Genomic DNA, 23,301 nt, shown 5'->3' with positions numbered 1-23,301 from the left:
AATTACGAATGTTTTTAAAGTTTAAACTAAAAAATTAGTTTAAACTAGTTTTTTAGTTATATTTGTTGAACTAAAACTTTAGTTCATTATGAAACAACTAACAAAAGCAGAGGAAGAGGTAATGCAAATTATATGGCAATTGCAGAAATGTAATGTAGCTTCTATAATAGAGGAATTACCTGAACCTAAACCAGCATACAATACAGTATCTACTATAGTAAGGATTTTAGAGAGTAAAGGTTTTGTGGACCATGAGAAAGAAGGAAAAGGACATTTTTATTTTGCTCTTGTACCTAAATCAGATTACAGTAATCAATCTATAAACAAATTAGTAGATGGTTATTTTCAAGGTTCTTTTAAGAGTATGGTGTCTTTTTTTATGAAAAAGAATGAGATGAGTCTTACAGAACTAGAGGCTATTTTAAAGGATATTAAAAGCGAGGAAGAATGATACAATATATAGTAGAGTGCATAGCATTTCAATTATTGTTTTTGGTTGTGTATGACCTATTCTTAAAAAAAGAAACATTTTTTCAGTGGAATAGAGTGTATTTAATTCTTTCTTATGCATTGTCGTTAGTGCTTCCATGGATAAAAATAGCAGCTCTAAAAGCAAGTTTACCTGAGGAGTTTATATATCCGGACTATTTGTGGGAAAGAGATATGCCAGAAATAATAGTATCCGAAACAGAGGTTTCTGATTTTTGGAATATTTCTTTAGAAAACGGAATTCTATATGGTGGGATGCTCATAGCAATACTGATATTTGGCTATAAAGTGTATAAAATACAGGCTTTAAGGGCAAAAGGAGAAGTACAGTTTTTTGATGCTTTTACTAAAGTATTAGTTAAGCAGAGTACTATAGCTTTTTCGTTTTTCAAAACCATTTTTATGGGCGACCAAATAAGAGAGAAAGACTATGAAAATATTCTTAAACACGAGCTGGTACATATACGGCAAAGGCATTCTTACGATTTGTTATTTTTTGAAGTTATGCGAATTATAGGATGGTTTAATCCATTAGTATATCTATACCAAAATAGAATTTCTGATTTACATGAGTTTATTGCCGACTCTAAAGTTGCTAAAACAAACAAAAAAGAGCAATACCAGTTGTTGCTGTCTCAAGTTTTTCAGACTGAAAATATATCCTTTGTCAATCAATTTTTTAAAACCTCATTAATTAAAAAACGAATAGTTATGTTACAAAAACAAAAATCAAAAAAGAGTCAGAAATTTAAGTATTTATTATTAGTTCCAGTAATTGTTGGGATGCTGTTTTATACTTCTATAGCACATGGAGAAGGGACTTCTACCAATACTGAGACAAGTAATCCAGAAGATACAGCCTTAATCTCTAAAATTAATAAAGAGATTGATGAGGAACTAGATGAAGTAGGCTCTATGGAAAAAGTTTCTAGAAATTTTGCGAATAGGGTAAACAAAAAGAATGAAGAATATATTTTTTCTAAATATGAATATTTTAAATTCCGGATAGTAAATAGTAAGATGTCAAAAAATGTGAGATTTGGAGACGATGTAAAGAAGGATTACAAACCAAGAAAACAAACACTGCCAAGTACTTCGGAGTATGAGTTTTATGTAAACAGAAAAAAGGCTTTTCAGATTCTAGATAAAAATTTGGATATATCCATTCCAATAAAAACACACGATGCAGTTTTAGTAGAAAAAGCTAGGAACTATTCTAAGGAGAGTTATGTATATAAAGTAGCTAATATTAAAGATTTGTCTGGAGCAGAAGTAAGGGTTTTTAATAAAAAAGTGGAAGAGATATTTGCTCAAGAAAGTCAGCATAAAGATATGGTAATTACAGATGGCGAAAATGCCATTCGTGTATTTAGAAAAGTGAATACACAAATATTGCAACAAGAAATGAAAGACAAAGTCCCCTTTGCGATAGTAGATAAAGTTCCTGTTTTTCCAGGATGTGAAAACGCAGTAGATAAAAGAGCTTGTTTTCAAGAAAAAATGCAAGAACATATTAGTAAACATTTTAAGTATCCTTTAAAAGCACAGGAATTAGGTATTCAAGGGAGGGTGAGTATTTTGTTTACTATCTCTAATGAAGGAGTAATTCAGGACATTAGAAAAAGAGGGCCTCATGAATCATTAGAAACAGAAGCAGAACGTATCATTTCTAAATTACCAAAAATGAAACCAGGTATTCATAAAGGAGAGAATGTTTCTGTAGCTTATTCCATGCCAATAACCTTTAAGTTAAAGCCAACTAGCGAAATATATAAAAAATCTAGTGGTATAGAAGTTAAGGATAACACGTTTAAACTTAAAATGGATAACCCGGCATTAATTTTAGTAGATGGTGTAGAAACTATCAAAAAAGAAATGGAAAATATAGATACTGATGTGATAGAATCTATTAACGTTCTTAAAGACGAAGCCGCTACTAAAAAAAATGGTGATAAAGGTAAAAATGGGGTAATAGAAATAACCTTGAAGAAGTGAAATGAAAATATAAAGCATAATTATTTTAAGATGAATCGTCTTTTATTGAATTTATACTATTAAATACATTAATTTTTTATAGAAAATGAGAGCTTTTATATTTTTTTTTACCCTCTTTTTTTTTTCGTTTTATTCCCTATGGTCACAGACTTACGAAATAAGAGGTACCCTTGTAGATGAATTTTCTGTGCCTCTCGAAGCTGCTACAATTTATGCCGAGACAAAGAATACCAATAATTTGGTTTCTTATACAATAAGTAATGCATCGGGTATATTTGTCTTGGACTTGAATACTAAAATAAAAGGAATTAATCTTTATATATCATATATCGGCTTTAAGAAAATAACTAAGAAAATTAGCCTTTTTGACCCTAAGTTAGATTTAGGAGAGATTGTAATGGAGTCTGAATCGGAACAACTTTTAGGGGTAGATGTTATTACAGATCGTATACCTGTAATAGTAAAAAAAGATACACTTGAATTTAATGCCGATTCCTTTAAGACCAGACCAGACTCGAGTTTGGAAGATTTACTTAAAAAACTACCAGGTATAGAAGTAAGTCCAGATGGAAAGATAACAAATAATGGGCAAGTAGTTAGTCAAATTTTAATAAATGGAACGCCCTTTTTTGGTAATGATCTAAAAATTGCTACTAAAAATATTCCAAGAGAAATAATAGATAAAGTTCAGATTACTTCTACGAAAACAGAAAAGCAGAAATTTACAAAACAGGAGTCATCTTCAACAGATAAAACTATAAATGTTACTATCAAAAAAGATAAAAATAAAGGGTTAATAGCAAGGGCTTCTTTAGGGTATGGAACAGAAAACAGATATCAAGTTAATAGCATTGCCAATTATTTTAACGGAAAAGAAAGGTTCAGTGTTCTTGCCGGAGCAAATAACATTAATAATTCAGGTTTTTCTTTTGATGAAGTATATGATATGATAGGTAGCAAAAACACTCATAATGTAAGTCGAGGTAATGGAGAGCGATTCAATTTGGACAATATTTCTTTCGGTTTTGAAGAGGGGATTATCACATCATCTAATGTTGGTGCCAGTTATGTAAATCAAATGAAGGATAATTCTGATGTAGCTACAGACTACTTTTTTGGAGCTTCCGAAGTAAGAAACTCTACGACTGTAAGACGTGATAATCTCCTAGCAGAGAATAGTTTTTTTTCCAATTCAAAATCAGATTTGATTGGTTATTCAGATTCTCATAGATTCAATGCTCTTTATACCTTTAATATAGATTCAACAATTAGAATAAGCCTCCGTCCAAAGTTTATTTTATCTCAAAACAATTCTGATAATATTTCTGAAGAAGTTACAACCGATAAGGATCTGAATATTATAAATTCTAGTAACATAGAAACTAGTTCAAAAAATAATAAACGTGATTTTAATAATCAGTTTGGCATAATTAAGAAAACGGATTCTAAGGGTGGTTTTCTTAGTCTAAATATTAAAAATGCGTTCATACGAGATGATTCGAATTTAGATTATTTATCAATTCTTAATTCTTCCGATACAGGTATAATAAGTAGTATAAATCAATCCAAAGAAATAGATGAAAAAGTGGAGAAATATAATATTGGCTTAGCATATAGAATGCCAATAGTTAAAAACAAATTGTTTCTTGATTACAATCTTGATTACATTATAACTGACCAAAAAAATAAAAAAAATGTAAATGACTTAAACCAAAATGAAAGCCAAGAAGTTATTTTTAACCCTGATTTAAGTTCTGATTTTGAATATCGAAGCAATGAATTTCAACCAAAAATTGGTTTGAGTTTACAGGGAGAAAAATATAGTTTTAATATAAATACTCAATACAGAAATATACAATTAAAAAATAACGATGGGATACAAAACATAAGCCGAAGAAGTAACGATAATTACATTTTCTTTGGCGGGCTTTTTAGAGTTAAGTTAAGTAAACGCTCTGCTTTATTTGTTGATTACAAAGTAAATAATACTTTACCTTCTATTACAGAATTACAACCTATCTCTAATGTTATAAATCCTTTAGAAATTGTGATTGGCAATCCATACTTGAAACCAGAAACGCATAAAACTGTTAGATTGAATTATTCAGGATACAATTCTAAAACAAAAACTAGTGTATTTGTCTTTACACAATCTGAATTTTCCAAAAATAAAATAGTAACCTCTGTTAACACGAATAATAATTTTGTAAGAAACACTACATTTATCAATGTAGATGATTACTACAATAACTTTGGGGGTTTTAGTATTACCAAAAATGTAAAAAAAGATAGTATATACTCGTTAAAATTAAAAATAGGTGGTGGTTATGTCTATCGACGAAATATCATCTTAAATAACGATTTAAATTTTAGAAGTAAATTGTTTAGAATAATTCCAAGAATAGGATTTATATTAAATTACAAAGAAATATTTGATTTGGAGCCTTCGTATAGATTTTCATTCAATAATACATCTTATAATTTAGACAATCTAAATGATATTAATTTCAAAATGCATAGTCTAAAGTTACGAGCTACAACATATTGGGCAAAAGGGTTAGTTCTTGGAAATGATTTGACATATAATTACAATGGCAATATTCAAGGTAGTTTTGATAAATCATCACTTTTTTGGAACCTAAGTTTAAGTATAGAGGTTTTAAAAGGTAAAGGGAACTTAAAAATTACCGCTTATGATTTACTAAAACAAAACAATAACGTAAAACGAACGGCTTTAGATAACTATATTGAAGATAGACAAACTACTATTTTACAGCAATATTTCATGTTTAGTTTCACCTACAAATTTAATAATTTAAGAAAAAAAGGATAAAGCATTTTATTTTCTTAGTTTTTCAGTAATATAATTTTAGGAATAGGGATATATCGTTAAGCAAATTCATTTTAACAAAGATTAAAGTCCTTAAAAAATTGTAATTTTCCCATCAGAATAGTAGAAAATGAAAAATCTTTGGGTCTTAATGGTTGTGTGTAGCTTTGCTTCCTGTAATCCTTTTGTGTCTAAAGAAGAAAAAACTATGGAATTAGTAAACCAAGAGTTATTACAAATGGATTGGAATACTATAGATAATTATCCGCTATTTTATACTTGTGATGAAACCGCAACTAAGGAAGAACAAAGAGTTTGTTTTGAAGATGAATTGGTTTCTCATTTTTCAAAAACCCTAAGAGAATTTGAATTTACCATAGAACCAGGAATAGATTCTACAGCTTATGTTGTTTTTGTAATAGATAAATTAGGAAAAATAAGGGTGCTAGATATTGAAAAAGATATAGCCATATTAGACCAAATGCCAGAGTTTGATGGCGTAATAACACAAAGTCTTAAAAGTCTTCCAGAAATAGACCCAGCTTTAAAAAAAGGTATTCCGGTAGCTACAAAATTTAGAATCCCAATAGTATTACACTCTAACTAAAAAAATTGACAAACGAAAAAATTATATTAGGTATAGATCCTGGAACCACTATAATGGGTTTTGGTGTAATTAGAGTGGTGAATAAAAAAATGGAATTTGTTCAAATGAATGAGCTACTCTTGCAGAAGTATAAAGACCCATATACTAAACTAAAACTAATTTTTGAAAGAACTATTGAGCTTATAGATACCTATCATCCAGATGAAATAGCTATAGAGGCTCCTTTTTTTGGTAAAAATGTGCAATCTATGTTAAAGCTAGGAAGAGCACAAGGAGTTGCTATGGCAGCGGGTTTGTCTAGGCAAATACCAATTACAGAATATTTGCCTAAAAAAATAAAAATGGCGGTAACTGGTAATGGTAATGCTAGTAAAGAGCAAGTAGCAAGAATGTTACAAAGTGTACTAGGGTTAAAGACACTTCCTAAAAACTTGGATAGTACAGATGGACTTGCAGCTGCTGTTTGTCATTTTTATAATTCTGGCAGAATTGAAGTTGGTAAAAGCTATACAGGCTGGGATGCTTTTGTAAAGCAGAATGAGTCACGGGTATCGAAAGTAAAAAGTAAAAAGTAAAAAGTAAAGCAGTGTCAGGAATCTACATTCATATACCTTTTTGTAAACAAGCATGTCATTATTGCGATTTTCATTTTTCTACTAGTTTAGGAAAAAAAGAAGCTATGATTTTAGCGCTTTGTAAGGAGTTAGAATTGCGAAAAGAAGAGTTTAAAAATGAGCAGGTAGAAACTATTTATTTTGGCGGCGGTACACCTTCGGTTTTAGAAACGATAGAAATTGAACAGATATTAAATGTAGTTTATACTAATTATGAGGTAACAAAGAATCCAGAAATTACTTTGGAGGCTAATCCGGATGATTTAACATCAGAAAAACTAAAACAGCTTAATGCATCAGACATTAATAGATTGAGTATTGGTGTACAATCTTTTTTTGAAGACGATTTAAAATTAATGAATAGAGCACATTCTAGTACACAAGCGCATCAATCTTTAAAAGAAGCAACGGCACTTTTTGATAATATTTCTATCGATTTAATTTATGGTATGCCCAATATGACTAGGGAACGCTGGAAGGAAAATATAGAGACAGCATTGTCTTATGGTGTTCCACATATATCTAGTTACGCTTTAACCGTAGAGCCTAAGACTGCTTTGGCAAGTTTTATAAAAAAAGGGAAATTAGCACCTTTAGATGAAGAATTGGCACAAGAACATTTTTTTATATTAAAAGAACGATTAGAAAAAAAAGGCTTTATTGGGTATGAAGTTTCGAACTATGGAAAGCCTAATTATTTTTCTAAGAATAATACAGCCTATTGGTTGGGTAAAATATATATGGGTATAGGCCCTTCTGCACACTCTTATGATGGTAAAAATAGAAGTTGGAATGTAGCAAATAATCCCAAATATATACAAGCACTAGAAAAAGAAAAACTTCCTGCCGAGATAGAAAAACTAACTATGGTAGATAGGTATAATGAGTATGTAATGACAGGCCTAAGAACTATTTGGGGTGTTTCTTTAGATAGAATACAAACCGAATTTGGTGAGGATTATTACCAATATATAATACATCAATCTAAAAAGCATATAGATGAAGGTTTGTTGGTTGTAATCAAAAACGTTTTGCTGGTTACCACTAAAGGTAATTTTTTAACAGACGGAATTGCCTCCGATTTATTTAGGATTACAAAAGATTAGAATTTATCTTTAGCTAGTAATTAAATACTACAAAGTGTTAGCAACTATTCAGCATAAGACCAAGACCGTAAAAATAGATTTATCTAAACCATTAGATATTTCTATGCCTTTAAAAGGAGTGGCATCTAATGTAAATGCTTGGTATGTAAAACATCCAACAATAGAACCCCATACAGATGGCGATTATGTGGGAAAAGTTAGTGAAGGTAGTTCTACCAATTTTAATAACATTACATTTAATCCGCATGCGCATGGTACGCATACAGAATGTTTAGGGCATATTACAGAAGATTTTTATGCTATAAATGAGCAGTTAAAGAAGTTTTTCTTTTTGGCTGAGGTTGTTACAGTAGCACCAGAATTGTTAGAAAAAGATTTTATAATATCTAAAAAACAATTACAGTATGTTCTTGGTAATAAAAAAAGAGAAGCCATAGTAATACGTACACTTCCTAATTTAAGCGATAAAAAAGAGAAGCAATATTCTAATACCAATCCGCCATATTTAACAGAGGAAGCGGCATTGTTTTTGGTAAGTAAAGGTATAGAGCATTTGTTAATAGATTTGCCTTCGGTAGATAAAGAAAAAGATAACGGAGCGCTTTTAGCACATAAAGCATTTTGGAATATAAATGAGAATCCTAGAAAACAAGCAACAATAACAGAATTTGTTTTTGTAAATAATAGTATTCATGATGGCACCTATATGTTAGATTTACAGGTGGCACCTTTTCATAATGATGCATCGCCAAGTAAACCTGTTTTGTATAAAATTATTACTAATGAAAAATAGTCTAAAAATAGAAGAGCTTTGCATGTTTTTCCTTGGCATTTTTATGTTTAGTATTTTAGGTTACCCTTGGTGGCTTTTTTTAGTTTTAATTTTAACTCCAGATATAGGAGCTCTTGGATATGTAATAAATTCTAAAGTTGGGGCTTTTAGTTATAATTTATTTCATCATAAAGGAGTAGCAATTGTATTATATTTTATTGGAATATATTTGTCATTTCCTCTTTTACAACTAGCAGGTACTATTCTGTTTTCCCATTCTTGTTTGGATAGAATTTTTGGCTATGGTTTAAAATATGAAAAAGGGTTTAAGTTTACACATCTTGGAGAAATAGGAAAAAAATAAAAATACTATGTTAGAAAGTTTTTTAGGATTACTTCTTGGTGTTGTAGGTACATTTTGGGGATATTCTATTTTTAAAAGAAAAGAAAATAAAGAACTAACAACACACCAATCTACCGTATTATTAGAAAAGATTAAAAGTGTGTGTAAGTTAATATCTGTAGAAGGGGACTTTGCTGAAATATATAGATATGAAAATACTAAAGAACGTTTTTTAAGTCTTGTAAGTAGTAAAAAGAAAGCATTAATTGTAATTAATGCTAAGGCACAAATTGGATATGACCTTAAAAAAATATTTATGCATGCCGATACTAAAAATAAAAAAATTATTTTAGAGCAATTTCCGCAACCAGAAATTTTATCTATTGTTCCAGAATTGGAGTTTTATGATATTAAAAATGGACTTTTTAACTCATTTACGCCAGATGATTTAACATCATTAAATAAAGAAGCAAGAAAACATATTGAGGAAAAAATACCAGAAAGCGGATTAATGGATACTGCTAGGAGAGAGGCATTAGAAGCAGTTTTAGTTATAGAAAGTATAGTGCAAACAATAGGTTGGAAATTAGATTATTCTGCCCTTGAGTTAACAGAATCGCAAAGAAAATTATTAGAAAAATAAATAAAATGAAAAAGTTACTTATAATTGCAATAGTATTAATTAGTTCCGTAAAAAGTTACGGACAGACAAAAGAGAACATGAAAGAATTTGATTCTAATTTTGCACATACCGTTTATTTTTGGCTAGAAAACCCAGATAAAGAAGAGGACCGTAAAGCCTTTATTGCATCGTTAAGAAAATTTTTAAATGCATCTAAGTATGCAAAAACTAGTTTTATAGGCTACCCTCCAAAAGCAAGTAGAGATGTGGTAGATGGTTCTTTTACTTTTTCATTAATAGTATCTTTTGCCTCTGCAGAAGCACAACAAAACTATCAAGATGAAGATGTGCATTTAAAGTTTATAGAAGAGTCTAGTAAACTATGGACTAAAGTAATAGTTTATGATTCTGTAAGCGCAGAGTAAATATAAACTAATGAATGTTGAAGAATTAAGAGAATATTGTATTGCAAAAAAAGGAATTACAGAAGAATTCCCTTTTGATGAGCACACCCTTGTCTTTAAGGTTATGGGTAAAATGTTTGCTTTATGTTCTTTAGAAAGAAAACCACCGCAAGTTAACCTTAAGTGTAATCCAGAACGTGCAATAGAGTTAAGAGAAACGTATGATGGGGATATAATAGCAGGATATCATATGAGTAAGGTACATTGGAATACTTTATTTTTAGACCAGCTACCTAGAGATTTAATAAAAGAGCTCATAGACCATTCCTATGAACTAGTAGTCTCTAAGTTTACAAAGAAGCTTAAGGCGCAATTAGATACTCTTTCTTAATACTTCTAATATTTAATTATAACCCCTTTTATGCAGGAATTAATTTCCTTTTATACCCAAGAAATAAGTAAGCATCAAGATAAACTGGCACGTATAAAAAAACAATTATTCGCATCGAGTATGTTGCGTTTGTTAATTTTTTGTATTGCAATAGCAGGACTCTATTTTTTTTACGGAAACACAAAAATTATTGTTGGTATTATTTTGTTAACTGTAGTAGTATTTCTGTATTTAGTTACCCGGCATGGTGGGTTACAAAAGAAAAGGGATAAAATAAAAGCGCTTATAGCTATTAATGAAACAGAGGTAGAAGTTCAAAAAAGAGATTTTTACAACTTGCCAGATGGAAAAGAATATAAAAACCCATTACATGCATATAGCCAAGATATAGATTTATTTGGTCGAGGTTCTTTTTATCAATATTGTAATAGAACAGCTTTAGTACATGGTAGTGAAACTTTGGCAGGTTTATTTTTAGAGAATGATATAAACGCAATAAAGGAGAAACAAGGCGCTATAGAAGAGCTTAGCCAAATGCCTAAATGGCGACAAGAATACTCTGCAATAGCCTCTATGACCAAAACAGAAACCTCTGTACATGTTATTGAAAAATGGTTGGGTAATTACACACCATTTATGCCTAAAATAATGCAATACATTCCTTTGGTTTTTTCTATTTTATCTATTGGAGTATTTTGTTTTTATTTTTTAGACAAATTACCAGAATCCTCTTTAATAATTTGGTTATTTGTTGGTTTAGCAATTACAGGTATTTATACCAGAAAAATAACTAGGTTGGGTGCCAATGCATCAAAAGTTCAGAACACCTTTGAACAATACAACCAGTTACTTACAATCATAGAAAATACAGAATTTAAATCTTTATTACTACAAGAAAAGAAAAAACAAATTATTGCGGAAAATATAAAAACTTCTAAAGTTTTGCATGAGTTTTCACGCCATTTAGGAGCTTTAGACCAGAATAACAATGTTGTTTATTTACTCTTTGGAAATGGCTTTTTTTTAAGAGGATTAGCAACCTGTTTTAAAATAGAAAAATGGATAGCAGTTCATGGAAAAGCTGTAGAAAAATGGTTTCAAGTAATTGCTTTTTTTGATGCCTATAACAGTCTTGGAAATTTTGCGTTTAACCATCCAAAATATACATATCCTATTATAGAAGACAATAGCACAACAATTCTTAAGGCAAAAGAGGCTGGGCACCCACTGCTAAACCCTGAGAGTACTATTTTAAATAACATAGACATACAAAAAGAACAGTTTTTTATTATTACAGGAGCTAATATGGCAGGGAAAAGTACTTTCTTAAGAACGGTATCCTTGCAAATAGTAATGGCAAATTTAGGATTGCCTGTTTGTGCCAAAGAAGTATATTATTCTCCTATAAAACTAATTACAAGTATGCGAACCACAGACTCGCTTACCGATGATGAATCTTACTTCTTTTCAGAATTAAAAAGACTAAAGTTTATTGTAGATCAAATACAGTTAGATCGTTATTTTATTGTTTTAGATGAAATTTTAAAAGGAACCAATAGTACAGATAAAGCAATTGGGTCTAGAAAATTTATAGAAAAATTAGTTCGTTCACTGTCTACAGGTATTATTGCAACGCATGATTTAAGTTTATGCGAAGTATCAAAAGAACTTTCGCAGGTAAAAAATTATTATTTTGATGCAGAGATAATAAATAATGAATTACATTTTGATTATAAATTTAAAGAAGGCATTTGTAAGAATATGAATGCATCATTCCTGCTTAAAAAGATGCAAATTATAGATTAATAGCTGTTTGTTTTTTTTGAAAAACTATAATAGCTTAACCTTGATTTTACTTATTGCTCATCGTTTAAATGCATAGTTTAATTCTAATCTTATCTTTATTTATTTTCCATTCGTCTATAGTAAATTGCATTTTACCGTTAGATCATTTTTTTATTCCAACAAAAAGTAGAGATTTGTAGTATAAATCTTATGATATGTTAAATGTACTATTTATTGAAGACGATGCTATTGAAACAATGAAACTTAATAGAACAGTTTCTAAGTTACAATTAAAGCACAAAATTACGGAAGCTAAAAACGGTGAAGAAGGACTTGACTTCTTAAAGTCTGATGAGGTCTTGCCAGATATTATTCTTTTAGACTTAAATATGCCTAAAATGAGTGGCATAGAATTCTTAGAAATATTAAAGGCAGATCCTGTTTTAAAATATCTTCCTACAATTGTTCTTACAACATCTGAAAATAGAGCAGATTTGTTAGAATGTTATCGTATTGGTATTGCTGGTTATGTTATAAAGCCCTTAAAATATGAGGATTACGAGAAAAAATTGGAAAGTGTTTTTACATATTGGGATAATAATGAGTTAGTTAAAGCCTAACAAAAAACTACGTTTCACAACAATATTTTTAAAAAAAGAAGTATAATTCCTACATTTATTCAAGAAATTTTATATATTTTTTAGAATGAAAGGAATTGTTTTTACTGAATTTTTAGAAATGGTGGAGTTAGAATTTGGCTTAGAAGTCGTTGATTCCATTATTGAAAATTCAAATTTACCTTCAGAAGGTATCTATACCTCTATAGGTACGTATGATTTTAATGAGATGCTAAGTTTAATTACAAACCTTAGTACAGAGGTTAAAGCCCCCGTAGATGATTTAATCTATGCCTTTGGCCTTTTCTTATTTAATAGTTTAGTAACTGCACATCCTGAGGTTGTAGAAAATTACAAATCTCCTTTAGGTCTTATTTATGCTATAGAAGACCATATTCATGTGCATGTGAAAAAATTATATCCAGAGGCAGAATTGCCTACTTTTAAAATCTTAGAAACTACACAAAATTCTATATCCTTAATATATGGTTCTTCAAGAGGGTTATATAGATTAGCGCATGGTTTAATAGAAAAAACTTTTGAGCATTTTAATACTACAGCAAAAGTAAAATACACACTTATTAAAGAGGACGGTACTGAAGTTAAATTTGATATTGTGCAAAATGGATAATAAGGAAGTTACATTACTTAAAAAAGCCTTAGAACGTCAAAAGAAAGCTAGGCAACAAGCAGAAAGAATTTTAGAAGAGAAGTCTAAAGAATTATATGATGCTAGTTTACATTTAAAAGAGACTAACAAAATTTTAGAAAATCTTTTAGATCAAAAGACAGCAGAGATAGATAATGTTTTTGTAAACATTATTGACCCTTATCTAATAATGGATTTAGGAGGTAAAATTATAAAAATGAATGGTGCTGCCGAAGAATTTTTAGGATTTACCAAGGATGATAATGTAAAACTTACAGAACTTATTCATCCAAATTATAAAGAATATTCTAAAGCCTCTTTTAAATCGCTATACACAACTGGATTAATTAGAAAATTTAGACCAGGAATAATAACAAAACATAATGAATTAAAATTTATTGAAGTAAATGGTAGTTTAATAAAAGATAAAAAAGGAAATGTAAGTGGGGCGCAAGGTGTATTTAGAGACGTTACCTCGGAATTAGAAATGAAAAATCTTTTAGATTTACAAAGACAACGTTTAGATATAATTGTAGAACATTCTCCTTTAGGTATATGGTTAACGGCTAATGATGCATTAGTAAAAGTTAATGCTACCATGCAGAAAATGCTTGGTTATACAGAAGAAGAGTTGCAAACTATTAATCCAATGGATATTACATCTTTAGAATCTTTGCAAGCTTCTAAGGACTATAGGCAAAAAATGTTTAATGGAGAAATAGACGACTTTTCGGTAGTAAAAAAGTATTTGCGTAAAGATGGCACTTCTTTTTCTGCTAAAACATCTGTAAATGCTGTAAGGAACAATAAGGGAGAACTAAAATATGAAGTAGCTTTAATAGAAGATATAACCCAAGAAATTGCGCTAGAAGAAGAAAAAAAACAGTTAGTAAAAGATTTAGAATCTAGTAATAAAGGATTGCAAGAATATGCACATATAGTTTCTCATGATTTAAAATCCCCTTTACGAAGTATTAGTGCACTCACCACTTGGATGTATGAAGATTATAAAGACAAGTTAGATGAAAATGGTGTTTATAATCTAAAAATGATGCAAGATAAGGTAGAGTCTATGGACAAACTTATAGATGGAATTTTAAAATATTCTACCATAAAGAGTGATAATTTAGACAACTCTATTGTAGATGTAAATGAGGTAGTACAAGAGATAAAGGATATAATTTTTATTCCAGATCATGTAACGGTAAAAACAGCAAACAAATTACCAACAATTTATGCAGATCGCACTAAAATTCATCAATTAATACAAAACTTTTTAAGTAATGCAGTTGTACATATAGAACGTGAAAAAGGTTTAGTAGAAGTTGGCTGTGAGGATCGGGACACCCATTGGGAATTTAGTGTAAAAGATAATGGTGTTGGTATTCCTAAAGAATATCACGAAAAAATATTTAAAATATTTCAATCTATAGGGAATAAAGAAAGGTCTACAGGAATAGGACTTTCTATCGTTAAAAAGATTATAGATTTATACGAAGGAAAAGTTTGGTTAGAAAGCGAAATAGGAGTTGGCACTACCTTTTTCTTCACCTTAAAAAAACAAGATGAAAATACAACAAGCAATTAAGGAAGATAATAAAGAGTGGCGTTTTTTAGGTAATAATGAACAATTAACTAAACCTTTAGTATTAGTTTTTGGTAATAGATTTTTATTAGAAAATAGGCATATTTATGAAGAAATTAAAACACTTTTTCCAGATGGCGAGATTGTATTTGGTTCTACTTCTGGCGAGATTTTAGGGGGTAAAGTAATAGATCATAGTATTTGTTTAACTGCTATAGAATTTGAAAAAAGTACGTTTAGAATAACAAGTGCTAATAGTAAAAATTATAAAGATAATACTGAGGAATTAGGAGCAGAGCTTTTAAAAACATTACCCCAAGAAGGCCTTAAACACGTCTTTGTAGTATCGGAAGGTAGCTCCGTAAATGGAAGCACTTTAATTTTAGGATTGGAAAAGAATTTAGATAAAAATATAAATATTTCTGGCGGACTTTGTGGCGATGATTCTAGGTTTGAAAAAACTTTAGCAGCATATAATAAAAATCCCGAACAAGGTGAGGTTGTTGTAATAGGGCTTTATGGAGAAACGCTAGAGGTTAGTTGTGCAAATTATGGTGGCTGGACAGGCTTTGGTCCAGAAAGAATAATTACAAAATCTGTAGATAATATATTATACGAATTAGATGGGCAACCAGCTCTAGATTTATATAAAAAATATTTAGGTGATAAAGTAAAAGAATTACCAGAGGCAGCATTACTTTATCCGCTTAGTGTAAAAGTGCCAGGAGAAAAAGAAACAATAGTACGTACTATTTTAAACATAAGTGAAGAGGATAATAGCATGATACTGGCAGGAGACGTACCAGTGGGATCTACAGTACAATTAATGATGGCAACCGTAGATGATATTGCGGAAGGTGCTTTTACAGCAGCAAATTTTGCTATGAGAGATAGAAAAAAACAGCCAGAATTAGGTCTTTTAGTTAGTTGTGTGGGCAGAAAACTTGTAATGGACCAAAGAACGGAAGAAGAAGTGGAAGAGGTAATAGATGTTATTGGAGAACAAGCAAAAGTAGCTGGTTTTTACTCTTATGGAGAAATGGCACCTTTTGCGGGGCAAGAAAAATGTAAATTGCATAACCAAACCATGACATTAACCCTTATAAGTGAATAATGCACTCTTTACTAAAAAGACAAATAAGAAAATTTTTACCCGATAATTTAGAGGGCTCACCAGAAATGGAGGAGTTTTTATTGGCCATAAGTAAATCGTATTATAATAACGATGAAAAGTTAGAAATGATACAAAGATCTACTACGATTAGTTCTAAAGAACTTTCTATGGTAAATGCAGAACTAAGGGAAAAAATAGAAGCTCAAAAAAATATATTTATTTCTTTGAGTAAAGTTGTAAAAGTAATGGATGATGATTCTATAGATGCTGTAAATTATGAAGAAGAACATATAGATCCATTAAAAATAGCAGCAAGTATAGAGGAACAAACGGATAAAATTATTGATTTAACAGCAGAAAGAAAAGAGTTACTAAAAGATTTAGAAGAACAAAATGAGTCTTTAAATAATTATGCACATATGGTTTCTCATGATTTAAAGTCGCCAATAAGAAATATGCACACTTTAATGAGTTGGATATCTGAAGAAGAAAAAGAAAATTTTTCGGAGGAAAGTAAATTCAATTGCTCTTTAGTTATTCAAAACCTAACAAAAGTAGACAATTTAATAGATGGTATATTAAGGCATGCAACTTTAGAAGCACATGAAGAGGAAAAAACTAATATTTCTATAGCTCATTTATTAAAGGAGATAAAAAATACGATTTATATACCTCAAAATATAGAACTTATAGTAGAGGGAGAATTACCTGTTTTATTTAAGGATAAATATAAATTAGAACAGTTATTTAAAAATCTAATAACAAACGCGGTTACAGCAACAGAAGATGTTAAAGAAGGAAAAATAATAGTAGAATCCATAGAGAAAAAAGAATATTGGAAATTTAGTATTAAAGATAACGGAAAAGGAATACCAGAAAAATACCAAGAAAGCATATTTAATATGTTTAAAAAATTGGAAAATAATGCAAATGCAACAGGTATTGGGTTAGCTTTAGTTAAAAAGATAATTAATATTTATGAAGGAGAAATATGGCTAGAGTCCCAATTAGGAAATGGAACTACTTTTTATTTTACAATAAAAAAATAAAATTATGAGTGAAGAGCAACCAAATTTAAATTACGTAAAAGAATTAGCCGGCGGAGACCAATCCTTTGAGCAAAAATTTTTAGGAATAATAAAAAGCGAATTCCCAGTAGAAAAACAAACGTATATAGATTGTTTAGCAAAAGAAGATTATAATGCTACAGCAGAAATAGTTCATAAACTAAAACATAAATTTAATATCTTAGGCTTGCAAAAAGGGTATCGTTTAGCAGTTGGTTTTGAAGAACAACTAAAATTTGGAAATAGTAAGCTTAAGGATGATTTTTTAAAGATACTAATTACCATAGAAAATTATATTTTAAATATTTAATATGAAATGCATTATTGTAGATGATGAGGCAACCGCTAGAGCAGTGGTCGCTAAATTTTGTGAAGATTCCCCCGAAATATCTGTAGAGGAGGACTTTTCTAATGCAATAGACGCAATAAAGTTCTTAAATAAACAAGAAGTAGATGTTGTTTTTTTAGATATACATATGCCAGGGTTTACTGGTTTTGATTTTGTAGAGACTTTAAAAAAACCCCCCAAAATAGTTTTAATAACATCGGATAAAGATTTAGCACTACAGGCTTATGAGTACGAAGCCATTGTAGATTATTTGGTAAAACCCCTTACTAAAGAACGTTTTATTAAATGCGTTACTAAAGTAAAAACGGCAATACAAAACCAAGCAATTATAGAAAGTGCTTCTAGTGCTAATAATTCTCTAGGTTTAGGGGAGTTATATATAAATATAGACCATCGCTTAATTAAATTAAAGTTCAATGAGATACTTGTAATACAAGCTTTAGGAGATTATATTAATATAAAAACAGAAAATACCGAATATAAAGTACACAATACTTTAAAGAAAATAAAAGAAAAATTACCTACCGATATTTTCTTGCAAATACACCGTTCCTATATAATAAACTTTACTAAGATTATAGATATAGAAGATAATAGTGTGTTAATAGACAAAAACGTTATTCCAATTAGCAGGTCTAATAAGCCTAAACTTATGCAGCATTTAAATCTTTTAAAGTAATAAGATTGTAGCGTTACTTTAACGCTATTTGCTTTTGTAACTTATTGTAAAATAATGGCTTTTTAGTAAACAACCATTTTATTTTTAATCCTATCTCTGTAAACTGAAATCCTGCTGCGGTTGCAGAAGCTATATTACTGTACTTACCATATACGGAACCGTTAAGTCTCTTAGAGAACTCATGTTGTATCCCAGTTTCTGCTCTAAAAATTACAGTCATTGGGTCTTTTTCTACTTTCTGGTATCCAGAAGCAGCACTAATCATAGCTGTTGTTTTTTCTGAGAACTTTCCTCTAATATCTGCGAATAATTCTACCGCTTGGTAAATAGATGGGCTAAAGTATATAGTAGGCACTTGGTTGGCAAAACTTAAGTACTGGTAGTTAACACCAACTTTTACAGCAGGTTTTTTAAATAGATTATAATATAAAGAACTAAATAATAAATTTCTTGTGTTACTATCTGTTTGTTCTGTGTACATAAGTTGTGTGTACCATCCTAAATTAAAAGTAGTTCCTAAATTATAGGTTAAGCCATAATGGTTCATAACAATTTCTCTTTCAATAAGGTCGGCATTAAAACTCTGTACTTCTCTTGTGTAAATAAAGTCTAAGTTTTGTAAAATAAATGGTTGTGTTTGTAACCTAATATCTAAAACAGGTTGTGAAAAATCTGTGTCTATAGATATAGACTTGTTTATACCAATTAAGGCTTTAAGATTAGTTTTTGGAATAAGTTTATATTCCAAGCCAGCTGTCATTACATGAGAAGTAGCTTTATTTAGGTTTAACGTATTTTCTGTTGTTCTAAATTGATAAGAAAAGAACGAAGCAAATTTTGTGGATAATGCTAGATTTGCCGAAGTTTTACTAGAATATGCGGTATTATTGCCATTGTCAAAAGTATAGCTTGCATGCTCTTCTACACTAGGGGTATATTTTAAATCTAATTTTTCAATAAAATTAGAAGCATCTTTTTGTTTTTTATAATAAACTAAAGTTTGTTTAGCTGCTTTATAAGCAGGTATAATTTTGTCAGATGCAAATAAGGCATTTGCTTTTCCTAAATTTCCATCAAAAGAAGCACTGTCGTTTTTAAGTATTCTATCATAATTGTTAATGCTTTTTTTAAAGTTTGCGGTGTACATGCCTAAAGTAGCATCAAGAGCCATAATCCAATTTCTATTTGGTGTTGCCTTGTTAAGACTATCTATTTTTAATCTAGCTTTTTTATATTTTTGGTTCCATATTAAAGCTTGTATATATCTATTATAAGTGCGTTCTGTTAACTCTGTGTCTTTTAATTGTAATACAGCTTTTTTTGCCTTAGAAGCAATATTTAATGCCTCTTTATCTTGTTCTCCAATATGTTCTGCAAGGGCAATGCCATTTAGTGCAACTATAGAGTCTTTAGAATTAGTAGCATATCTTTTATAGGTTCTTTTCGCTTTATCTACACTTTTAGTAATTAGATAAAGATTTGCTAAATTTTTTAAGGCATCTTTATCTTCTGGAAAGTCTTTAAAAATACTTTTTAAGTATGTTTCTCCTTTTGCGTATTGTTGGTTATTAACAAATTCATTTGCATAGCCTAAACGCATATACTTTTTAGAAACTAATGCACTTTGGTTTTTAGGGTCTAACGATATAGCTTTATCTACCCATTCTAGAGCTAATTTATATTCTTTAAGATTACTTAAAGTATTAGCGTATCCTAAAACAGCACCAAACTTATCCGGAAAGTCGGCAACTAATTTTTTGTATAAAGGTTTGGCAGATTCATAATCTTTAGACCATAAATAAGATTCGTTGTAATTAATTTCTACTTCAAAATCTCCAGGGTACTCTTTAAGTAAATCTGAAAATAAAGCATTTGCTTTTTTTGGTTCTCCACTTAAACCAACTGCTCTACCATAACATAATCTTGCTGTTTTATTTGTAGGATTATTTTCTAAAATATCTTTGAAAAAAGACTCTGCATTTTCAAAATTTCCGTTTTCTAGAAACTTAAATCCTTTGCTCATATCTTCTTGAGACCTTATAATAAGGGATATAAATAGAAATAGGAGGACAGTATATTTTTGCATTTTTATAAAGTAAGTAATTTATTACATTGTGATAACGAAGGTTTCTTTAAAATATGCGGTAATTATGTAATAAATTTTTTATATAAAAATTATTGTTTTTATTTAACTTACTGAAATATATAGTTTTAAATTGTATTTTGTGTGTATTTTATATCTATTGTATAGATAATATATCTTTTCTATTTAGAAATCTATTTTTTAATTTTCGAATTCAACTTATTGAATATCAATTAATTAATTGATATTTTATAATAAAATAAGAAAAAACTTACAATTTTTTAAACAAATTACGTTATCTATTATACTGTAATTAATAGTGCAGGAAATAAATCTTAACCTATAATAATTAAATACCTATGGCAATAGAAATTAAAGAGAATAGTGGAATGTTTGAAATTTTGGGAAATATCTCTTCTCAGAATATGACATCTTTAAAAAATTATTTTGAATCTATAATTCCAATATCTGAAAGTATTACTCTTAATATAGAAAAGGTAGGCGCTATTGACAAAAGTGGTGCTTATATGTTAGAAAAATTATATAAAGGTGCTGTTGAAAAAAATAAGATTATATCTATAATAGGTAGGCAAAACAAGAAAATAGCTTCTATTATGAAAAATACTAAAACGCATTATATTTTAAGCAATGACCGCGTTTAAACTTGTATTAAAAAAAATATCCCCCGAACAATGGTTTATGGGTAGTGTACTTCTAGTAAATGGAGGGAACTACCTGTACAATCTTTTTTTAGGAAGAATTTTAGGCCCGGCAGCATTTGCAGAAGCAGCTCTTTTAGTAACCTTATTACTAGTGTTGTCTTTCATGGGAATGACTTTTCAGTTAGCAACTGCAAAATTTGCAGTTATTTTTGCAGATGAAGAGTGGCAAAATTTTAGAAACAAAATATATAAACAAGCTAGTTACGTAGGTCTTGTTATTGGTTTGCTAATTTTAGTTTTTGCAAAAAAACTGCAAATAATTTTTAATACAGAAAGTCACTGGATGTTTGTAGTCTTTGCTATAGGTATACCTTGTTACTTTTTTATGAGTGTAAATAGAGGTACTTTTCAAGGGCAATTAAAGTTTAATAAATTATCTATTACTTACCAAACAGAAATGTGGAGTAGGTTATTAATTACCATTGCTTTAATTTATTTAGTGCCTTTACAGCCAGGAATATTAGTGGCTTTAGGAATATTAATATCGTTTTTATTTGGTTTATTTCCTTCAGATGTTAAAGGGCTATCCTTTAAGAAAGTAGGGGAGATGTTACCAGAAAACACCAAAAAAGTTTCTCAATTTATTTGGTTAACAGCGTGTTATGAACTTACTCAAATAATAATTAATAATAGTGATGTTCTTTTAGTAAAACATTACTTTAATGCTTTAGATGCTGGTTTGTACGCTTCTTTGGCTTTAATTGGTAGGGTTGTTTATTTTGTAGCTTGGATGTTTGTAATGTTGTTACTACCAACGGTAGTGCAAAAACAAAAAGACGGAGAGCCAACGGCACCAATTTTATTTAAATATGTTTCCTATATAAGTTTACTATCGGCCTGTATAGTTGTAGTGTGTTATCTTTTTCCAGACTTAATTATTACGCTAATGTTTGGAGACGCTTATATATCTGTAGCAGGTTTGTTATGGCAATATGCTTTAGCAACATCACTTTTTGCAATCTCTAACATCTTTGCTTATTACTTTTTGTCTTTAGACCACTACGTACCAGTAATACTTTCTGGTTTGTTAGGAATGTCACAAGTACTATTAGTTGCATTTTTTCATGAAAATTTAGAAATGGTAGTACATATGCAAATAATTGCAATGACTATACTTTTGGTAGTACAGCTTATATATTTTATCAATAAAAAGAAAATATCTAAAAAAATAGAATAATAAACCCAAGTTATAACCTAAACCTATAAATATGAAATTAGCAATAGTAACAGCCTACCCACCTAGTAAGGTTACCTTAACTGAGTATGGCTACCATTTAGTAAAGCATTTTAGATTACAAGATCAAGTAACAGAAATTATCTTAATAACTGATAAAACTAAAGAACGTAAAGATTTAAGTTTTGAAGAAAAAGGTTGTAAAATAACTGTAAAAGAAGCCTGGGATTTTAATAGCTATTCTAATATTTTTAGAATTAATAAAGCAATTTCTGCTACCAAACCAGATGCGGTATTATTTAATTTACAGTTTTTAAAGTTTGGAGATAAAAAAGTACCTGCAGCATTAGGTTTACTTTTACCTTTTATATGTAAAATGCGTGGTATACCAACAATATCTTTATTACATAATATTTTAGAAAAGGTAGATTTAGCAAATGCTGGATTTACTAATAATAAACTATTACAAAGAATATATAACTTTATAGGAACAACGTTAACACGTTTTGTTTTAGCATCAGATATTGTAGCGGTAACTATTAGTAAATATGTTACTACATTAAAGAAAAAGTATAATGCTACAAATATTGCTTTAATTCCTCATGGAGCTTTTGAAACTCCTCCAGAGCCAGATTATAATTTGCCAGATGGGCCAAAACAAGTAATGGCTTTTGGAAAATTTGGAACCTATAAAAAGGTCGAAATATTAATAGAGGCTGTAGAGGAAATTAGAAAAAGAACATCTGAAAATATAGAAATAGTAATTGCAGGAACTGATAGTCCTAATACTCCTGGGTATTTAGATGAAATGGCTAAGAAATATGCGCAAGTTTCCCAACTAAGATTTACAGGATATGTGGCAGAGGAAGATGTGCCTAAAATCTTTGGAGATAGTGCTGTAGTTGTTTTTCCGTATACCTCTACAACAGGTAGCTCAGGTGTGTTACACCAGGCTGGTAGTTATGGAAAAGCAGTTTCATTGCCAGACTTAGGGGATCTTAGTATTTTAGTAAAAGAAGAAGGGTATAAAGGAGAGTTTTTTGAGCCAGATAGTGTAAATTCTTTAGCAAACGCAATAGAAAGTATCTTAACTAATGATGCGTATAGAAGAAGTTTAGGTAAAGCAAATTATAAAGCAGCGTGTTCTTTACCAATGTCTGCGATTACAGAAATGTACATAAATCATTTTAACAATATTATTGCTAAGAAAACAGGTTCTCCTGTTTTGGAAAGTAAGTAAAAAATAGAGTTCGTTTAGGTTAGTTGAAAAAGGAAGGTAATTTTAAATTATCTTCCTTTTTGTG

At 29.7% G+C, this 23,301-nt stretch carries 23 protein-coding genes; 22 read left to right on the top strand and 1 reads right to left on the bottom strand.

What is annotated here, in order from left to right; all coding sequences use genetic code 11:
• The first annotated feature begins 88 nt into the window (after positions 1-88).
• The 19 genes from CLV91_RS01380 (at position 89) to CLV91_RS01290 (ending at position 18,018) form a co-directional block, all read left to right on the top strand.
• A complete protein-coding gene (locus CLV91_RS01380; RefSeq protein WP_121063230.1) occupies positions 89-451 on the top strand; it encodes a BlaI/MecI/CopY family transcriptional regulator in 363 nt (120 codons plus the stop codon).
• Complete coding sequence (locus CLV91_RS16970) at positions 448-2,484, top strand: M56 family metallopeptidase (RefSeq protein WP_245987115.1); 2,037 nt, start codon at positions 448-450, stop codon at positions 2,482-2,484. Before CLV91_RS01380 ends, CLV91_RS16970 begins: the two co-directional genes overlap by 4 nt.
• Positions 2,485-2,569: 85 nt before the next feature.
• Positions 2,570-5,317, top strand: coding sequence for a TonB-dependent receptor (locus CLV91_RS01370; protein WP_121063227.1), 2,748 nt, complete (start codon positions 2,570-2,572; stop codon positions 5,315-5,317).
• Between the two features lie 127 nt (positions 5,318-5,444).
• Positions 5,445-5,921 (top strand): hypothetical protein, encoded by a 477-nt coding sequence (locus CLV91_RS01365; protein ID WP_121063225.1) that lies wholly within the window; start codon positions 5,445-5,447, stop codon positions 5,919-5,921.
• A 5-nt stretch (positions 5,922-5,926) separates the two neighbouring features.
• Positions 5,927-6,496 (top strand): crossover junction endodeoxyribonuclease RuvC, encoded by a 570-nt coding sequence (gene ruvC, locus CLV91_RS01360; RefSeq protein ID WP_121063223.1) that lies wholly within the window; start codon positions 5,927-5,929, stop codon positions 6,494-6,496.
• Positions 6,497-6,507: 11 nt separating this feature from the next.
• Complete coding sequence (gene hemW, locus CLV91_RS01355; RefSeq protein ID WP_121063221.1) at positions 6,508-7,641, top strand: radical SAM family heme chaperone HemW; 1,134 nt, start codon at positions 6,508-6,510, stop codon at positions 7,639-7,641.
• A gap of 34 nt (positions 7,642-7,675) precedes the next feature.
• Entirely contained in the window at positions 7,676-8,434 is a 759-nt protein-coding gene (locus tag CLV91_RS01350; RefSeq protein ID WP_121063219.1) for a cyclase family protein, read from the top strand.
• Positions 8,424-8,777, top strand: coding sequence for a DUF4260 domain-containing protein (locus CLV91_RS01345; RefSeq protein ID WP_121063217.1), 354 nt, complete (start codon positions 8,424-8,426; stop codon positions 8,775-8,777). The genes CLV91_RS01350 and CLV91_RS01345 overlap by 11 nt, the downstream gene beginning before the upstream one ends.
• 7 nt (positions 8,778-8,784) lie before the next feature.
• Positions 8,785-9,399, top strand: coding sequence for a DUF4230 domain-containing protein (locus CLV91_RS01340; RefSeq protein ID WP_121063215.1), 615 nt, complete (start codon positions 8,785-8,787; stop codon positions 9,397-9,399).
• A 5-nt stretch (positions 9,400-9,404) separates the two neighbouring features.
• On the top strand, positions 9,405-9,803 hold the full coding sequence (locus CLV91_RS01335; protein WP_121063213.1) for a Dabb family protein: 399 nt from the start codon (positions 9,405-9,407) through the stop codon (positions 9,801-9,803).
• A 10-nt stretch (positions 9,804-9,813) separates the two neighbouring features.
• Positions 9,814-10,173, top strand: coding sequence for an MmcQ/YjbR family DNA-binding protein (locus tag CLV91_RS01330; RefSeq protein WP_121063211.1), 360 nt, complete (start codon positions 9,814-9,816; stop codon positions 10,171-10,173).
• Positions 10,174-10,203: 30 nt separating this feature from the next.
• Entirely contained in the window at positions 10,204-11,979 is a 1,776-nt protein-coding gene (locus tag CLV91_RS01325; protein ID WP_121063209.1) for a MutS-related protein, read from the top strand.
• A gap of 194 nt (positions 11,980-12,173) precedes the next feature.
• On the top strand, positions 12,174-12,578 hold the full coding sequence (locus CLV91_RS01320) for a response regulator (RefSeq protein WP_121063207.1): 405 nt from the start codon (positions 12,174-12,176) through the stop codon (positions 12,576-12,578).
• An 85-nt stretch (positions 12,579-12,663) separates the two neighbouring features.
• On the top strand, positions 12,664-13,206 hold the full coding sequence (locus CLV91_RS01315) for a heme NO-binding domain-containing protein (RefSeq protein WP_121063205.1): 543 nt from the start codon (positions 12,664-12,666) through the stop codon (positions 13,204-13,206).
• Positions 13,199-14,812, top strand: coding sequence for a PAS domain-containing sensor histidine kinase (locus tag CLV91_RS01310; RefSeq protein WP_121063203.1), 1,614 nt, complete (start codon positions 13,199-13,201; stop codon positions 14,810-14,812). Before CLV91_RS01315 ends, CLV91_RS01310 begins: the two co-directional genes overlap by 8 nt.
• A complete protein-coding gene (locus tag CLV91_RS01305) occupies positions 14,790-15,923 on the top strand; it encodes an FIST signal transduction protein (protein ID WP_121063201.1) in 1,134 nt (377 codons plus the stop codon). The genes CLV91_RS01310 and CLV91_RS01305 overlap by 23 nt, the downstream gene beginning before the upstream one ends.
• Positions 15,923-16,972: a sensor histidine kinase gene (locus CLV91_RS01300; RefSeq protein ID WP_121063198.1), complete on the top strand. Its 1,050-nt coding sequence runs from the start codon at positions 15,923-15,925 to the stop codon at positions 16,970-16,972. Before CLV91_RS01305 ends, CLV91_RS01300 begins: the two co-directional genes overlap by 1 nt.
• 4 nt (positions 16,973-16,976) lie before the next feature.
• Positions 16,977-17,300, top strand: a complete 324-nt coding sequence (locus CLV91_RS01295; RefSeq protein WP_121063196.1) for an Hpt domain-containing protein — start codon at positions 16,977-16,979, stop codon at positions 17,298-17,300.
• 1 nt (position 17,301) lies between these two features.
• The gene (locus CLV91_RS01290; RefSeq protein ID WP_121063194.1) at positions 17,302-18,018 is read left to right on the top strand and encodes a LytR/AlgR family response regulator transcription factor; all 717 of its coding nucleotides are present in this window, start codon (positions 17,302-17,304) and stop codon (positions 18,016-18,018) included.
• Between the two features lie 13 nt (positions 18,019-18,031).
• Here CLV91_RS01290 and CLV91_RS01285 read toward each other — a convergent pair whose 3' ends face one another.
• The gene (locus tag CLV91_RS01285; RefSeq protein WP_245987114.1) at positions 18,032-20,041 is read right to left on the bottom strand and encodes a tetratricopeptide repeat protein; all 2,010 of its coding nucleotides are present in this window, start codon (positions 20,039-20,041) and stop codon (positions 18,032-18,034) included.
• A 419-nt stretch (positions 20,042-20,460) separates the two neighbouring features.
• Between CLV91_RS01285 and CLV91_RS01280 the strand changes: the two genes are divergently transcribed.
• From CLV91_RS01280 to CLV91_RS01270, 3 genes are read left to right on the top strand one after another with little or no spacing between them, the layout of a single operon-like run.
• Positions 20,461-20,763, top strand: coding sequence for an STAS domain-containing protein (locus tag CLV91_RS01280; RefSeq protein WP_121063191.1), 303 nt, complete (start codon positions 20,461-20,463; stop codon positions 20,761-20,763).
• Positions 20,750-22,000, top strand: a complete 1,251-nt coding sequence (locus CLV91_RS01275) for an oligosaccharide flippase family protein (RefSeq protein WP_121063189.1) — start codon at positions 20,750-20,752, stop codon at positions 21,998-22,000. The genes CLV91_RS01280 and CLV91_RS01275 overlap by 14 nt, the downstream gene beginning before the upstream one ends.
• Positions 22,001-22,031: 31 nt before the next feature.
• Entirely contained in the window at positions 22,032-23,237 is a 1,206-nt protein-coding gene (locus CLV91_RS01270) for a glycosyltransferase (protein WP_121063187.1), read from the top strand.
• The last annotated feature ends 64 nt before the right edge of the window (positions 23,238-23,301 follow it).

Source organism: Maribacter vaceletii (genome assembly GCF_003634105.1).
In the GTDB taxonomy this organism is placed as follows: Bacteria; Bacteroidota; Bacteroidia; order Flavobacteriales; family Flavobacteriaceae; genus Maribacter_B; species Maribacter_B vaceletii.
Note: the sequence above shows the minus strand (reverse complement) of the source record. Positions and strands in the feature narration are given on the sequence as shown.

What these genes read in the sequence shown, in the direction of transcription:
- CLV91_RS01305 (WP_121063201.1), top strand. Translation starts at nt 14,790, where the DNA reads ATGAAAATACAACAAGCAATTAAGGAAGATAATAAAGAGTGGCGTTTT.
- CLV91_RS01300 (WP_121063198.1), top strand. Translation starts at nt 15,923, where the DNA reads ATGCACTCTTTACTAAAAAGACAAATAAGAAAATTTTTACCCGATAAT.
- CLV91_RS01325 (WP_121063209.1), top strand. Translation starts at nt 10,204, where the DNA reads ATGCAGGAATTAATTTCCTTTTATACCCAAGAAATAAGTAAGCATCAA.
- CLV91_RS01310 (WP_121063203.1), top strand. Translation starts at nt 13,199, where the DNA reads ATGGATAATAAGGAAGTTACATTACTTAAAAAAGCCTTAGAACGTCAA.
- CLV91_RS01270 (WP_121063187.1), top strand. Translation starts at nt 22,032, where the DNA reads ATGAAATTAGCAATAGTAACAGCCTACCCACCTAGTAAGGTTACCTTA.
- CLV91_RS01340 (WP_121063215.1), top strand. Translation starts at nt 8,785, where the DNA reads ATGTTAGAAAGTTTTTTAGGATTACTTCTTGGTGTTGTAGGTACATTT.
- CLV91_RS01275 (WP_121063189.1), top strand. Translation starts at nt 20,750, where the DNA reads ATGACCGCGTTTAAACTTGTATTAAAAAAAATATCCCCCGAACAATGG.
- CLV91_RS01330 (WP_121063211.1), top strand. Translation starts at nt 9,814, where the DNA reads ATGAATGTTGAAGAATTAAGAGAATATTGTATTGCAAAAAAAGGAATT.
- CLV91_RS01320 (WP_121063207.1), top strand. Translation starts at nt 12,174, where the DNA reads ATGTTAAATGTACTATTTATTGAAGACGATGCTATTGAAACAATGAAA.
- CLV91_RS01370 (WP_121063227.1), top strand. Translation starts at nt 2,570, where the DNA reads ATGAGAGCTTTTATATTTTTTTTTACCCTCTTTTTTTTTTCGTTTTAT.
- CLV91_RS01335 (WP_121063213.1), top strand. Translation starts at nt 9,405, where the DNA reads ATGAAAAAGTTACTTATAATTGCAATAGTATTAATTAGTTCCGTAAAA.
- CLV91_RS16970 (WP_245987115.1), top strand. Translation starts at nt 448, where the DNA reads ATGATACAATATATAGTAGAGTGCATAGCATTTCAATTATTGTTTTTG.
- CLV91_RS01345 (WP_121063217.1), top strand. Translation starts at nt 8,424, where the DNA reads ATGAAAAATAGTCTAAAAATAGAAGAGCTTTGCATGTTTTTCCTTGGC.
- CLV91_RS01285 (WP_245987114.1), bottom strand. Translation starts at nt 20,041, where the DNA reads ATGAGCAAAGGATTTAAGTTTCTAGAAAACGGAAATTTTGAAAATGCA.
- CLV91_RS01295 (WP_121063196.1), top strand. Translation starts at nt 16,977, where the DNA reads ATGAGTGAAGAGCAACCAAATTTAAATTACGTAAAAGAATTAGCCGGC.
- CLV91_RS01380 (WP_121063230.1), top strand. Translation starts at nt 89, where the DNA reads ATGAAACAACTAACAAAAGCAGAGGAAGAGGTAATGCAAATTATATGG.
- CLV91_RS01365 (WP_121063225.1), top strand. Translation starts at nt 5,445, where the DNA reads ATGAAAAATCTTTGGGTCTTAATGGTTGTGTGTAGCTTTGCTTCCTGT.
- CLV91_RS01280 (WP_121063191.1), top strand. Translation starts at nt 20,461, where the DNA reads ATGGCAATAGAAATTAAAGAGAATAGTGGAATGTTTGAAATTTTGGGA.
- CLV91_RS01315 (WP_121063205.1), top strand. Translation starts at nt 12,664, where the DNA reads ATGAAAGGAATTGTTTTTACTGAATTTTTAGAAATGGTGGAGTTAGAA.
- CLV91_RS01290 (WP_121063194.1), top strand. Translation starts at nt 17,302, where the DNA reads ATGAAATGCATTATTGTAGATGATGAGGCAACCGCTAGAGCAGTGGTC.